13 protein-coding genes and 2 pseudogenes are annotated in these 13224 nt (G+C 33.7%); 13 read left to right on the plus strand and 2 right to left on the minus strand.

What is annotated here, in order from left to right; translation table 11 throughout:
• Nucleotides 1–131 precede the first annotated feature (131 nt).
• The 8 genes and pseudogenes from MKY00_RS28765 (at nucleotide 132) to MKY00_RS28800 (ending at nucleotide 7200) form a co-directional block, all read left to right on the plus strand.
• Nucleotides 132–356 carry a helix-turn-helix transcriptional regulator gene (locus MKY00_RS28765; RefSeq protein WP_000904074.1) on the plus strand — a complete coding sequence of 75 codons (225 nt, stop codon included), beginning with the start codon at nucleotides 132–134 and terminating at the stop codon, nucleotides 354–356.
• Nucleotides 349–1908 (plus strand): hypothetical protein, encoded by a 1560-nt coding sequence (locus MKY00_RS28770; RefSeq protein WP_229178383.1) that lies wholly within the window; start codon nucleotides 349–351, stop codon nucleotides 1906–1908. Before MKY00_RS28765 ends, MKY00_RS28770 begins: the two co-directional genes overlap by 8 nt.
• Nucleotides 1909–2967: 1059 nt before the next feature.
• Nucleotides 2968–3825, plus strand: a pseudogene (locus MKY00_RS28775) (reverse transcriptase domain-containing protein); the annotation flags it as partial.
• A gap of 63 nt (nucleotides 3826–3888) precedes the next feature.
• Entirely contained in the window at nucleotides 3889–4575 is a 687-nt protein-coding gene (locus MKY00_RS28780) for an IS6 family transposase (RefSeq protein ID WP_016117852.1), read from the plus strand.
• Between the two features lie 52 nt (nucleotides 4576–4627).
• Nucleotides 4628–5032, plus strand: a pseudogene (locus MKY00_RS28785) (DsbA family protein); the annotation flags it as partial.
• Nucleotides 5029–5466 carry a disulfide oxidoreductase gene (locus tag MKY00_RS28790; RefSeq protein ID WP_016117854.1) on the plus strand — a complete coding sequence of 146 codons (438 nt, stop codon included), beginning with the start codon at nucleotides 5029–5031 and terminating at the stop codon, nucleotides 5464–5466. The pseudogene MKY00_RS28785 and the gene MKY00_RS28790, both read left to right, overlap by 4 nt.
• Nucleotides 5467–5528: 62 nt before the next feature.
• Nucleotides 5529–6047, plus strand: a complete 519-nt coding sequence (locus MKY00_RS28795) for a PCYCGC motif-containing (lipo)protein (protein ID WP_016117855.1) — start codon at nucleotides 5529–5531, stop codon at nucleotides 6045–6047.
• Between the two features lie 163 nt (nucleotides 6048–6210).
• Entirely contained in the window at nucleotides 6211–7200 is a 990-nt protein-coding gene (locus MKY00_RS28800) for an arsenic resistance protein (protein WP_016117856.1), read from the plus strand.
• Nucleotides 7201–7457: 257 nt separating this feature from the next.
• Here the strand turns inward: MKY00_RS28800 and MKY00_RS28805 are convergent, their stop codons facing one another.
• Nucleotides 7458–7916 (minus strand): putative iron-sulfur cluster-binding metallochaperone, encoded by a 459-nt coding sequence (locus MKY00_RS28805; protein WP_016117857.1) that lies wholly within the window; start codon nucleotides 7914–7916, stop codon nucleotides 7458–7460.
• Nucleotides 7917–7972: 56 nt separating this feature from the next.
• Nucleotides 7973–8368 carry a mercury resistance transcriptional regulator MerR1 gene (gene merR1, locus MKY00_RS28810; RefSeq protein ID WP_016117858.1) on the minus strand — a complete coding sequence of 132 codons (396 nt, stop codon included), beginning with the start codon at nucleotides 8366–8368 and terminating at the stop codon, nucleotides 7973–7975.
• Nucleotides 8369–9140: 772 nt separating this feature from the next.
• On the opposite strand from merR1, the gene MKY00_RS28815 reads away from it, so the two are divergent.
• From MKY00_RS28815 to arsA, 5 genes are all read left to right on the plus strand, one after another.
• Nucleotides 9141–9488, plus strand: a complete 348-nt coding sequence (locus tag MKY00_RS28815) for an ArsR/SmtB family transcription factor (protein WP_016117859.1) — start codon at nucleotides 9141–9143, stop codon at nucleotides 9486–9488.
• A 28-nt stretch (nucleotides 9489–9516) separates the two neighbouring features.
• On the plus strand, nucleotides 9517–10566 hold the full coding sequence (arsB, locus tag MKY00_RS28820; protein ID WP_016117860.1) for an ACR3 family arsenite efflux transporter: 1050 nt from the start codon (nucleotides 9517–9519) through the stop codon (nucleotides 10564–10566).
• Nucleotides 10567–10598: 32 nt separating this feature from the next.
• Nucleotides 10599–11003, plus strand: coding sequence for an arsenate reductase (thioredoxin) (gene arsC / locus MKY00_RS28825; RefSeq protein WP_000428327.1), 405 nt, complete (start codon nucleotides 10599–10601; stop codon nucleotides 11001–11003).
• A 64-nt stretch (nucleotides 11004–11067) separates the two neighbouring features.
• Complete coding sequence (gene arsD, locus MKY00_RS28830) at nucleotides 11068–11427, plus strand: arsenite efflux transporter metallochaperone ArsD (RefSeq protein WP_016117861.1); 360 nt, start codon at nucleotides 11068–11070, stop codon at nucleotides 11425–11427.
• A gap of 18 nt (nucleotides 11428–11445) precedes the next feature.
• On the plus strand, nucleotides 11446–13206 hold the full coding sequence (arsA, locus tag MKY00_RS28835) for an arsenical pump-driving ATPase (protein WP_016117862.1): 1761 nt from the start codon (nucleotides 11446–11448) through the stop codon (nucleotides 13204–13206).
• Nucleotides 13207–13224: the final 18 nt, after the last annotated feature.

Below are 13224 nucleotides of genomic sequence, written 5' to 3' on the forward strand. Positions count from 1 at the left end.
TTGTAGTCAGTATTTTCAATTTATTTTTTCGGAAGAAACACTTAGTAATTTGGTAGAAAAAGAATATTCTTATTATGACAAGGAATTTAAATAGTTCGTTAACAATTTGAATAATGGAAGGAGGGGAAAGGTTGCTTATTGATAAATTGAAGCCAGAAAATGATTCTGAAATATTGGTGCTTTGTAGAAAAAGATTAGGAATTAAACAAAACGAATTAGCTAAAGAATTAGGAGTGACTCCTAGCCATTTATCCAATATAGAAAATGGTAAGTATGAGCTTTCATACAAAATGAGGAAACAGTTATGTCGTTTATTAGAGGAATTTAATTTGAGTAGAGAGCAAGGTGGTGCTTGAATTGAAAGTTCTAGTTTTAAAATCAATTGCTACCGAATTAAAAAAGGTTATTGAAGAATTTTTTCCTGGTGATGAGATCATTGAAGTTACGTATACCAACATAGACGATTATAATGAAGTTTTTGCAGTTTTCGTGGATTCAGAAGAAATAATAGGCGAAAATGGAAGCAGTTATATTGCAATGCTGCGGCAGAACTTAAGAGCGAATTACAAGATATGCTTAGCTGATGAATTAGATAGTTTAGAACTAGATCTTATAACACATCCTTTTAAAGTAGTTGATAATACACCCGACAGTTTGCATTCTTATTTACAAAAAATAATTATGGTTAACTCAAGAAGCGATATAGGTGAGGGAGACCAGGGGAATTCCGGTAGTAAAGAATCGCGTGATAAAAATAATGAAGATATAGAAATAGAATCTCATATTGTAGAGGAAGTCAAAATACGAAAATTAAATACTGATAAAAATGAACAGGATAATATTGTTCAAAATGAAACCAAAGCAATCGAGAAATATAATGATGGAAATGTAGCTGCTAGTAAAGAGAATTATTTAGAAAAACCTCTTGAAAAGCCAAATGATAACAATTCTAAGGATGATATATGTAGTAGAGAGGGTACTCCGGTAAGTGAAGAAATTAAAAAAGAAACTATTAAAAGGGAAAGTGTACTTGCAATAAGTGAAGAAACATATGAAAAAGCAATATTAAACCTTAGAAATTATATAAATATCCCTGTTCATAGAAGAAAACTAATAGGTGAAAAAGTAATTGGTGTATGGTCACCTATTAATCGTGTAGGCGTTACAAGCTTTTTGACTAACCTCGCCGTGTTTATGGCTAATTACTCAATTTCAATTTCTGTGTTAGAAGGTGTATCAAATACACCAAAATTATATTCTTATGTTCAAAAATTTTTGAAGATAGACGAACGTTGGATATCATTAAGTGATTATTTAATTAACCCTAATTTAACAACACAACACATTCCACTTCATTATAAAGGAGTAACCTTTTTCCCTTTTAATCGCAATAATTATAAATGCTTTACAGATAACATAATGAACCGCTATTACATTGAAGGGCTGCGTTTTTTTGATTTAGTCTTTTTAGATATTCCTTCTGGTCCTATGGTAAAGCATACACTTGAAAGTTTAAAACACATTGATGAATTATGGATCCTATGCAATAACGATGTATATAATTATAATCTTGCTTCGAAATTTATTACTCAAAAAATAAATCCTAAAGTTGAAACTAAACTTATCTTTATAGATCAGTTTGAGTTTAGTAAACCAAAAATAATTCAGAAAATGTTTGAATCTGATATTTTGTTTGAATTTCCTTCTATTTTTGAGGAAGTGGCTAAAATACAATACTCTAATAGACTTTTTATTGAGGATGATGCTACATTTGCAAAGTTAAAGCCTGGATTCGAACATATTATGAATTATTTAATACCAGAATCGAATTTTAAAGGCATTTATAACGATGAGTCTAATGTAAAAAGGATTTGGAATGTAATGAAAAAAATTATTATTAATCCCTAGATTAAATTAGGAAAATTTAGTATATTCGTAATATACTCTTTCAATTTTTTGTTTTATTTTCTAGTGATTACATAAAGCCCTTCGGGTTACGGATTAAATTACACTATTGTGTGGTATTTAACCTCCGTATTCCAAAGGGCTTTTTTTATTAATTTAATGGAAAAGGAGAGATATTATGTCGATAGAAAAATTAGCGGTAAGTAGAGTTTTAAGGCCTGCAAGAAGTATGAGTAAAGGTAGCAATGAAAGATGGTTTGAATATTATAGAACAACTTGCCCAATATGCGGTCATCAAGGATGGTGTAGTGCGATCCGTTAATCTATAAGTTCCATATCAACATGGTAATGTCATGTTGATGGAATGAAATGATTGGGGTTCTTTGATAAGAGCTCACAACTAATTATTCGAAAAGTGGAATGAAAGCCGTCATGTTGAGCTGAAACACTTTCCCTAATACTCCTACGTGCGTCAAACTGTGATAGCGGTGAGAGGTACGAAGCTAGGTGAAGTCGCCTGAATTTAATCTGGAGCCACTTAATGAGAAGGTATGATTAAAGATATGGCGGGGGGCTATAAGATTCCTATGGTTAGAATGTGTAAAGGTAACACTGACAAAGTGGCGAATGTACAGGTCTAGAAGCCTACGGAATACGAAAGTTTCCGCAATCCAAAGAGATTGGTAAATTACCGATGAGTAAGCTTTGCACCCATGAAAATCGGGATAGCAAACAATGATGCTATAAGATTTACAGGCCTAAAGTCACGACCTAAGGGAATATATGTACAGCTAGGATAATTGGAACGGAGAAAGCAACGAACGTCTATTTCAACGACTATCATCGGGACGGTTACTATAAGGATAAATTAATTTTCCGAAATGTATTTATCGTTGTGAGAGTAGGGCCACAGTACCAAAGAAACGTCTAATAAACGTGGAGGGATGGGCCCAAGTCTAACTAGTTTATAACCTAAAGTAATACCTTAAGATGAAGTTCAGCGGTCGAGTAGGAAAGTGGGAGACATCTTCATTACATGAGAAATTGAAAGGAGATGCCACACTGAACACGTCATTACGACATTGGGAATATTACGGTATGGATACTGTATTTGATAATTTATACAAGTCAAGCTCAGAAAATCAATCATTTCGCAAACTATACAGAATTATCATTTCCGAAGAGAATATTTTACTTGCATATCGTTCAATCAAATCAAATAAAGGGTCAAAAACGGAAGGTACTGATAAATTTACCATCGATAACTATAAAGGAATGACAAAAGGTGAGTTTATTCAATTTATAAGAGATGATTTAACGAATTATAAACCTAAAGCAGTTCGGAGAAAAATGATCCCTAAACCTAATGGAGAAAAAAGACCATTAGGTATACCTTGCATGAAGGATAGGCTAATACAGCAAATGTTTAAGCAGGTTTTAGAACCAATAGCTGAAGCGAAATTTCATAAACACAGTTATGGTTTTAGACCAATTAGAAGTGCTAACCATGCTATTGCTAGGTGTGCATCTCTCGTAAACAGATATCAGCTTAATTATGTCGTTGATATTGATATTAGAGGTTTTTTCGATAACGTAAATCACACCCTACTAATGAAACAACTGTGGAATATGGGAATTAAGGACAGGATAGTTCTTAAAATTATCATGAAGATGTTAAAAGCTCCAATAAAAGGTGAAAGGTTGCCTAGTAAAGGAACCCCACAAGGTGGAATACTTTCTCCGTTACTATCCAATATTGTCCTTAATGATTTAGATCAATGGGTATATAGCCAATGGGAAGGTTTTAAAACGAAGCGGGAATATTCTGGTGATAATAAGAAGAATAGAGCTTTAAAAACCACAAACTTAAAAGAAGGCTATATTGTGAGATATGTGGACGATTTTAAAATATTTGCGAGGGTTCTGTTGCAAAGTTTTTTAAATGAGGCTACACTCTAGAAAAAGAAACAGGGAGATTTTTAAATGAAATATTTTAAAGGAAAACAGTTCAAGAAAGATATTATTTTAGTAGCCGTTGGCTATTATTGTCGTTTTTCTTTAAGTTATCGTGATGTATCTGAAATCTTAAAAGAACGTGGTGTTTCCGTGCACCCAACAACAATCATGCGTTGGGTCCATGAATACGGCAATCTGATTTATCAAATTTGGAAGAAGAAAAACAAATCCGCGCACCATAGTTGGCATTTAGATGAAACTTACATCAAAGTTAAAGGAGAGTGGTGTTATCTTTATCGTGCAATTGATGGAGATGGGCATACTTTGGATATTCAACTTCGTAGAACACGCGATCATCAAGTGGCTTATCTGTTTATGAAGCGACTCGTCAAAGTTTTTGGAGAACCAACGGTTCTTACTACCGATAAGGCTCGAGCCTTGCTTTGTGCGTTCAAAAAACTGAAAAAGCACGGTTTTTATGTACGTACAAAACATTGTACTGTCAAGTATCTCAATAATCTCATTGAACAAGATCATCGACATGTAAAACGACGTTTTGTCAAATCTTCTGGATTCCAAAATATTCGTCATGCTTCACGTACTATAAAAGGGATTGAAACGATTCAGGCCTTATATAAACAGAGACGAAGTCTTGAATCGGACTCCGTCTTTTCAGTGTATGATGAATTACAACAATTACTGGTAGCTGCATAATATCTCCCCATCCATACATGTCTTTATTTATCTTCTTAAGAAACTTTGCAACAGAACCAAATTTTCATATGTGAATGTTTTGTTCCACGGAACAGAATCTAAATTGTCTGCTTTAGCTGCTGAATCTGTTTATAAACAAGACCCACAGGCATATTGGAGCTTCCATAAAGAGTTATTTAACGCACAGCCAGAAGATCACGATGATCCATGGATTACTCCTGAAAAATTATTAGAAATTGCAAAAACATATACACCAAGTATTAATACTACTCAGCTCGAAGAAGATTTGAAAAAACAAACAGAACAAGAAGAAGTAAACAGAGATGAAAAACTAACGCAAGACTATGGTGTAGAACAAACACCGAGCATTGTTGTAAATGGAACGATGTTATCTGATCCTTATGATTATGAACAAATCAAAAGTTTAATCGAAAAAGCATTAAAGGAAAAGAAATGATGAATACCGTACAAAAGAATTTTACATGGCGTAATTACACCTTATATATGGCATGGATTGTTTCAATGATCGCGACACTAGGCAGTCTATTTTTCAGTGAAATACTTGGATTCATACCGTGTGAATTATGTTGGTTCCAACGAATTATGATGTATCCACTCTGTATTATTTTAGGAATTGCTACGTTCTATAATGAAAAGAACATAAAAAAATATGTATTACCGATTTCTATTATTGGTGGAAGTATTTCGCTTTACCACTATGCAATACAAAAAATCCCTGGTTTTTCAGAGATTAATCCATGCGTCCAAGGTGTTCCTTGTAATGTTGATTATATTAATTGGCTAGGCTTTATCACAATCCCATTTTTAGCTTTAATTGCTTTTTGTATGATTACTTTGTTTATGTTGTTAACGAGATCAAAAACGAAGTAATAAAAAATATGTAAATCGAAGCAGTACCTATAAAGGAGTTTTTACAGAAAGGAGACAGTATGATGTCAAAGATCATACCTGTAGTTTTATTAGTAAGCCTATTAATCGGCTGTAGTTCCATTAATGATTCATCACCGGCTAAGAACAAAGAAACACAAACTCAGTTACAAGAGACAAAAAATAAAGGTGAACATTTTAAAGGCGATACTCTAGAAAAAACAGCTAATATAGAAACTCTTCCTTCTTTTTTATCATCAACCACAAATGGACAAGTCTCTCAAATTTATGGAATGGTAGGAAAAGACACCGAACTCTTAAAATGGATTCCTTGTTACTGTGGGTGTGACGAAAACTCCGACCATAAAAGTAATAAAGATTGCTTTATCCGTGAAATTAAAGAGAACGGTGAAGTTACATGGGAATCACATGCAATGAATCACGCTGCTTGTGTAGATATTGCTTTCCAATCCATTTTAATGAAGCAAAATGGAGCATCCACTTTAGAAATTCGTGAATACATCGACAAACAATATAAGAAAGAAGGTATAAACGCAACCCCAACACCGATGCCTAGCGCTTAATAGGTATAAAAATATATATTAATAAAAGCTCCTAACATATTCGTCATATAGAATATGTCAGGAGCTTAATATTTATCTGATAACCTACAAAATCCGCTTTTTGTCCATCTCTAACTGTATATATGTTATGGTAAATCCAAATGATTTGATAAAGGAGTTTCTAATGATTACAAGAGAAAAACTCGAAGAAAACCAAGTGTCACTATACTTCATTGTACTAGTAGTTGCCACTTTATTTGGTTTCATTTGGCCAAGTTATGGAGAGCGATTAGAGGTAATCATCTCATTAATTATCGCATTTTTAATGTATAGTATGTTTTCGCAAATTCCATTTATGTCATTAAAAGATTCATTTGGAAATTCTAGATTTATTGGTGCATTATTAACTACTAACTTTATTGTAGTTCCCATTGTAGTATGGATGCTATCTAGATTTTTACCAGATAATCCGCCCTTATTAATAGGTGTATATTTGGTATTATTAACACCATGTATTGATTATGTAATTATTTTTACTTCTTTAGGTAAGGGAAATGAAAAGCTCATTTTGATATCTACACCAATCCTCTTTATCACACAAATGTTGCTGTTACCATTATATTTATGGCTATTTATGGGGAGCGAAACGGCAAAGATTGTTGAACCAGGACCTTTTATAGAAGCTTTTCTCGGGTTGATTGTTTTGCCTCTTGGAATTGCTATTTTAATGCAAATTATATCTCGAAAATCTTCAATAGGAGAAAGAGTTTTAAATGTTTCAGCTTGGCTTCCAGTTCCATTTATGGCAATTACTCTTTTTGTAGTAGTCGCCTCACAAATTGGAAAGCTTCCTAATTTTATAGATCAAGTTATTAAAGTTGTTCCTATATATATCGCTTTTATGGTAATTATGCCAATTTTCGCTAAGTATATCGGTAAGTTATTTAAATTAGATATTCGTTCAGGAAGAACACTTATTTTCAGTAGTGCTACTCGGAATTCTTTAGTAGTACTTCCTCTGGGACTAGCTTTACCAGATATAAGTACTCTAGTTGCGGCTGTAATTGTTACTCAAACTATTGTCGAACTTATAAGTGAACTTGTTTATATTCGTATAGTACCAAATGTTCTATTACGTGATAAACCAATTAATTATAAAAAAACAAGCGTCTAACATACGCTTGTTTTTTTATAACTTTTATTCAATTAATGGTATATCTTATTGGCTCTTGGTTCCTATTATTTCATCTTATGTAACCTTGGAATAAAATTTGATTAAATTGACTTAATACACCTTGATAAAACACGCTTTTTCTATATTCAATTGAATCATCCTTTTATAAAAAGGTTGATAATTTTTGTTATCCTTGCTCAATTAAAGCGCCCAATTGCTGAAGATATTTTGGTGAATAAAAGCAATATGTAGGTCCCTTATGACATATTCCTAATATAAATTGTAACATTGCCTAAACAACAACTACCTTGTGGGTTGTTTACTTCACAACCACATCGATTTTCTTTTATGTTTTCGCGTATATGTTCTAATGGATTAGGAGAAAGTTCATTTTCTACATAGTGTCTAATTTTTTCTTTTGTCCAATCAAAACAATAACAAATTGGTGTAGTTGCTGAATCATCTTTTTGATGTACAGCTACCTTTATGTCAGATATAAGATGCTTTTTATTATTCTTATCGAAATAGACTACATCACAGGCTTTATTTGAACAAAAATAGTGACTTTCTTTTGCATCTAATGTTTCTAATGCATATGGCTTAAGCAATGATTTTGGTGTAATCAACTTTACATTTTTAGCTTTATTTTTACACGATGGACAATTAACATTACTTTCAATTTTTATTTCTTTAACGTTACTACAACATTCCGCCATCATTCTTCCACCTTTACAAGTTATTATTTCTATAAATATTCTTCTGTTTTTTTTTCTTAATCCATTAAAGTTTTGATAATAGGACATTCGTAAATATTTTTGTTTTCAGGACATCTTTCTTTAAGGTCTACCAACATTTGTTCAATTTTTTTAAGATCTTCAATTTTACACTGGATATCCTCTAATTTAAGAACAGTGAAATCATATATGTCACGGCACTTTGCTTCATTGTGATCGACAACCCCTAGCAATTTATCAATTTCATTTAAGGTAAATCCCAATTGCTGCATCCGTTTTATGAAATTTAATCGATCAACCGTTTGTAAGGAATACATTCGATATCCTTTTTCAGTACGATTAGGCTCTAGAATTAAGCCTAAACGCTCATAATACCGAATGGTCTCCTTGTTAACACCGCACCTTTCAGCCAGTTCCCCAATACGATATTGCATCTATCTCACCTCATTTATAGTATAAACCCAGTACCATAGTACAGGGTCAAGAGAAGTATTATTTACTATAGTATCGATCTACTTTTTGAAACTTAGCTGCTATTTTTCAATAATTTGGACCGATTGTTGAACAGAGAAATACTCTACAAAACGGATCTTTTTATCAAACTTCATTCTAAACCTACATCTTAAGCAATAAAGTAACACTAGTTTAAACGCACTTGTACTTACAGTAAGAACAATGAAAAGCTTATTATTAGAATTATTTCGATTAAAGCTTATCAATCGCATATATTGTAAGCTATGAAATTCATATAAGTATATAATTATAAACTTATATGATATGATTAAATAATAAATGTTCCAAAATTAATTTTTATAAATAGTGGGGGGGATAGGTTTGTTAGATCAATTGCTCATTGTAGGTATATATCTTTTGATTATTCTTATGTGTACATATGTTACGCTCGAATATCAGAAAAATAAAATTAGTAAGCAGCATTTTCTGATATGGTTAATATTTATCTTTTTAACAGGACCTATAGGATTTATCATTTATATCTTTTGGGATAAGAAAAAGAGTACAAATTTTAAATAAGGAAATCCAATGTAAAGGTTCTGTAAAGGTGAGAGTTTTCAGTTGAACATATAAGCGAATAGTTATATACTTATTTTGAAAGAGAGAATAAAGTAACTTAAAAGAATAATTCACTTTATTTTTACACAACATATAAGCATATGCTTATGTAATTATAACAAGGTAGGTGTAGATATGGAAAAAACAGTTGTAGAGGTATCAAGAGCATCCCAATTACTGAAACTATTGGGAGACAAAACAAGATTAACAATTGTATCAATTCTTAAACAACGTGAATGCTGTGTCTGTGAGCTTCTCGAAGTATTTGATATGAGCCAACCTTCTATCAGTCAGCATCTTCGAAAGTTAAAGGATTTAGGCTTAGTGCAAGAAGAGCGTAGAGGTCAGTGGATTTATTATTCTTTAAATCAAGCGAGTGATTTATACACGCTTTTAGAAGATATTTTAGCACATATACCAGACCAAACAGAGAAAATTAAACAAATTGAGAAGAGCAATCCTACACTCCGGTGTGGTTGTTAATAAATAGTTAGAAAGGGAAGTGAGAAGGATGAGCAACACGGGGAAAAAGCGTCTATCTTTCCTAGATCGATATCTAACCCTTTGGATTTTTCTTGCAATGGCAGTAGGAATTGGAGTTGGCTATATATCGCCTGGATTTGTTGAGGGAATGAATAGCTTACAAGTAGGAACAACCTCTATACCACTTGCGATTGGGTTAATTTTAATGATGTATCCTCCATTAGCAAAAGTTCGTTATGAAGAGATGGGGCGCGTTTTTAAAGATGTAAAAGTATTGGTATTATCACTTGTACAAAACTGGATTATTGGTCCTATTCTTATGTTTGCCTTGGCAATTATATTTTTACAGGATAAGCCAGAATACATGGTGGGCTTAATCATGATTGGTTTAGCTCGTTGTATTGCGATGGTTATCGTATGGAATGACTTAGCGAAAGGTGATACGGAGTATGCGGCAGGATTAGTTGCTTTTAACTCTGTATTCCAAATGTTATTTTTCTCAGTATACGCTTATGTGTTTGTAACAGTCATTCCAGAATGGTTAGGAATTGAAGGAGCTGTTGTAGATATTACAATGGCAGAGGTTGCAAAATCAGTCTTTATTTATTTAGGAATTCCGTTCATCGCAGGAATGTTAACACGTTTTATTTTTGTAAAAACAAAAGGGCGAGAGTGGTACGAAAAAGTATTCATTCCCAAAATCAGCCCAATTACATTAATCGCATTATTATTTACAATTATTGTGATGTTCTCATTACAAGGTGAAGCTATTATTAGCGTACCATTTGATGTTGTACGTATTGCAATTCCATTACTCATTTATTTTGTAATCATGTTCTTTGTCTCTTTCTTTATGGGCAAAAAAATTGGTGCAAGTTACGGGGTATCAACAACATTAGCGTTTACAGCTGGAAGTAATAACTTTGAATTAGCGATTGCAGTAGCTGTAGGGGTATTTGGAATTCAGTCAGGTGCAGCGTTTGCAGCAGTAATCGGACCTTTAGTTGAGGTGCCAGTTATGATAGCACTTGTAAATGTAGCACTTTGGTTCCAACGTAAATACTTTCAAACACAATAAAAATAAACATTCATAATAAAGGTGGAATTATCATGGAAAACAAGAAAACAATTTACTTTTTATGCACAGGTAACTCATGTCGTAGCCAAATGGCAGAAGCTTGGGGTAAAAAATATTTAGGTGACAAATGGAATGTACTTTCTGCTGGTATTGAGGCACACGGAGTGAATCCGAATGCAATTAAAGCAATGAAAGAAGTAGACATCGATATTACGGACCAAACATCTGATATCATTGACCGTGATATTTTAGACAAAGCAGATTTAGTTGTAACACTTTGTGGTCACGCAAATGATGTTTGTCCGACAACACCACCACATGTAAAACGAGTTCACTGGGGATTTGATGATCCAGCGGGTCAGGAATGGTCTGTATTCCAAAGAGTTCGTGATGAAATTGGCGCACGCATTAAAAAGTATGCTGAAACAGGAGAATAATTGAAAATAAAATAGGCCGAGAATTCTTTCTCGGCTTTTTTATAAAGAAGGGGAGAAATCAGAGATGAAAAAGATTGAAATTTTTGATCCTGCAATGTGTTGTTCTACTGGAGTTTGCGGTCCAAGTGTTGATCCAGAGTTAATTCGTATTTCAGTTGCTGTTAACAACTTGAAGAATAAAGGAATTGATGTGACTCGTTATAATTTGGCAAGTGAACCAGATGCATTTGCCAATAATGTTGTTATTAGTCAACTATTAACAGATAAAGGGCCAGACGTATTGCCTGTAACCTTGGTAGATGGAAAAGTAGCAAAAGAAAAAAATCACCTGACAAATGAAGAACTTACACAATTAACAGATATAACAGTAGAAGAGTTGAGTCAAAAGCCAGTCGTACGTTTAAAGTTAAACGTGAAAAAATAAAGAAAGAAGTGAAAGGCAATGACAAACTTATATAACCCAAACACAATAGCATTCACACCATTTTTGTTCTTTACTGGTAAAGGCGGAGTAGGAAAAACATCTACTGCATGTGCAACAGCTATTACGTTAGCTGATATGGGGAAACAAGTTTTATTAATAAGTACTGACCCAGCTTCTAATTTACAAGATGTGTTTGAAATAGAACTTACGAATAAACCGAAAGAAATTCTAAGTGTTCCAAATCTACAAGTAGCAAACTTAGATCCTGAAACAGCAGCACATGAATATAAAGAACGTGTTGTTGGTCCATACCGTGGAAAGCTCCCTGATGCTGTTATTGCAACGATGGAAGAGCAATTATCTGGTGCTTGCACAGTAGAAATGGCTGCATTTGATGAATTCTCTACGTTACTTACAAATAAAGAATTAACATCAAAATTCGATCACATTATATTTGATACAGCACCAACAGGTCATACGTTACGTCTTCTTCAACTTCCTACGGCTTGGAGTGGTTTCCTGGAAGAAAGTACTCATGGGGCTTCTTGTTTAGGACCATTAGCAGGACTTGGTGATAAAAAAGAGTTATATAGTCAAACGGTTCAGGCACTATCTAATCCGAATCAAACGATGTTATTGCTTGTCACACGACCAGATAGTTCTCCATTACAAGAAGCAGAACGAGCAGCTCATGAATTAAAAGAAATTGGTGTTAGTAATCAATTTCTACTTGTAAATGGGATTTTGAAAGACTATATGCAAAATGATAATTTCTCAAAAGCACTGTTTAAGAGACAATCCCGCGCGTTAGAAAATATGGCAGAAGAATTAAAAAATCTTCCTACTTATGAAATTCCATTAGTACCGTTTAATGTTACTGGGATAGAGAATATGAGAAAACTGGTTCAACCAATGGGAAATCTCTCGATTTCGGATGAAGAAACAAATACCGTCTCTATTCCTTCACTTCAGACATTGATTACTAATCTTTCAGAAGCAGGAAAACGAGTTATTTTTACAATGGGAAAAGGTGGTGTCGGAAAGACTACGGTAGCTTCAGCAATTGCAGTAGGTCTGGCGGAAAAAGGACACCATGTACACCTCACTACAACTGATCCCGCAGCACATATTGATTATGTCATGCATGGAGAACAAGGAAACATTACGATAAGTCGAATTGACCCAAAAGTAGAAGTTGAAAACTATCGTAAGGAAGTCATTGAGCAAGCAAAAGATACGGTTGACGAAGAAGGTTTAGCGTATTTAGAAGAAGATTTACGTTCTCCTTGTACAGAAGAAATCGCAGTTTTCCGAGCTTTAGCGGATATCGTTGAAAGAGCAAATGATGAAATTGTAGTGATTGATACAGCGCCAACGGGTCATACGTTATTGTTGTTGGATGCGGCGCAAACGTATCATAAGGAGATTGCACGCTCTTCTGGTGAAGTACCACAGTCTGTGAAGAACTTATTACCGCGTCTTCGTAATCCAGAGGAAACCAGTGTTGTCATCGTAACATTAGCGGAGGCTACGCCAGTACATGAAGCAAGCCGCCTACAAGAAGACTTAAAACGTGCAGATATTAATCCAAAATGGTGGGTTATCAATCAAAGTTTTTATGCAACACATACAAGTGATTCCGTGTTAAGAGGAAGAGCGCAGTCTGAAGTACAATGGATTCTAGCGGTTCAAAAGGAATCACAAAATAACTGTGTTATCATCCCTTGGCAATCGGATGATATTGTGGGATATGAGAAGCTTAAAGCTTTAGTGAAATAAAACATTTTTAATTAGTTA

The sequence above is a fragment of the Bacillus sp. FSL R9-9834 genome (assembly GCF_038006905.1).
GTDB lineage: Bacteria > Bacillota > Bacilli > Bacillales > Bacillaceae_G > Bacillus_A > Bacillus_A pacificus.

Bases quoted from the DNA above. Each gene is read 5' to 3' on its own strand.
- merR1 (WP_016117858.1), bottom strand. From the start codon at position 8,368: ATGCAATATCGTATTGGGGAACTGGCTGAAAGGTGCGGTGTTAACAAG.
- MKY00_RS28800 (WP_016117856.1), top strand. From the start codon at position 6,211: ATGATTACAAGAGAAAAACTCGAAGAAAACCAAGTGTCACTATACTTC.
- MKY00_RS28795 (WP_016117855.1), top strand. From the start codon at position 5,529: ATGTCAAAGATCATACCTGTAGTTTTATTAGTAAGCCTATTAATCGGC.
- MKY00_RS28805 (WP_016117857.1), bottom strand. From the start codon at position 7,916: ATGGCGGAATGTTGTAGTAACGTTAAAGAAATAAAAATTGAAAGTAAT.
- MKY00_RS28815 (WP_016117859.1), top strand. From the start codon at position 9,141: ATGGAAAAAACAGTTGTAGAGGTATCAAGAGCATCCCAATTACTGAAA.
- arsD (WP_016117861.1), top strand. From the start codon at position 11,068: ATGAAAAAGATTGAAATTTTTGATCCTGCAATGTGTTGTTCTACTGGA.
- arsB (WP_016117860.1), top strand. From the start codon at position 9,517: ATGAGCAACACGGGGAAAAAGCGTCTATCTTTCCTAGATCGATATCTA.
- arsC (WP_000428327.1), top strand. From the start codon at position 10,599: ATGGAAAACAAGAAAACAATTTACTTTTTATGCACAGGTAACTCATGT.
- MKY00_RS28780 (WP_016117852.1), top strand. From the start codon at position 3,889: ATGAAATATTTTAAAGGAAAACAGTTCAAGAAAGATATTATTTTAGTA.
- MKY00_RS28790 (WP_016117854.1), top strand. From the start codon at position 5,029: ATGATGAATACCGTACAAAAGAATTTTACATGGCGTAATTACACCTTA.
- arsA (WP_016117862.1), top strand. From the start codon at position 11,446: ATGACAAACTTATATAACCCAAACACAATAGCATTCACACCATTTTTG.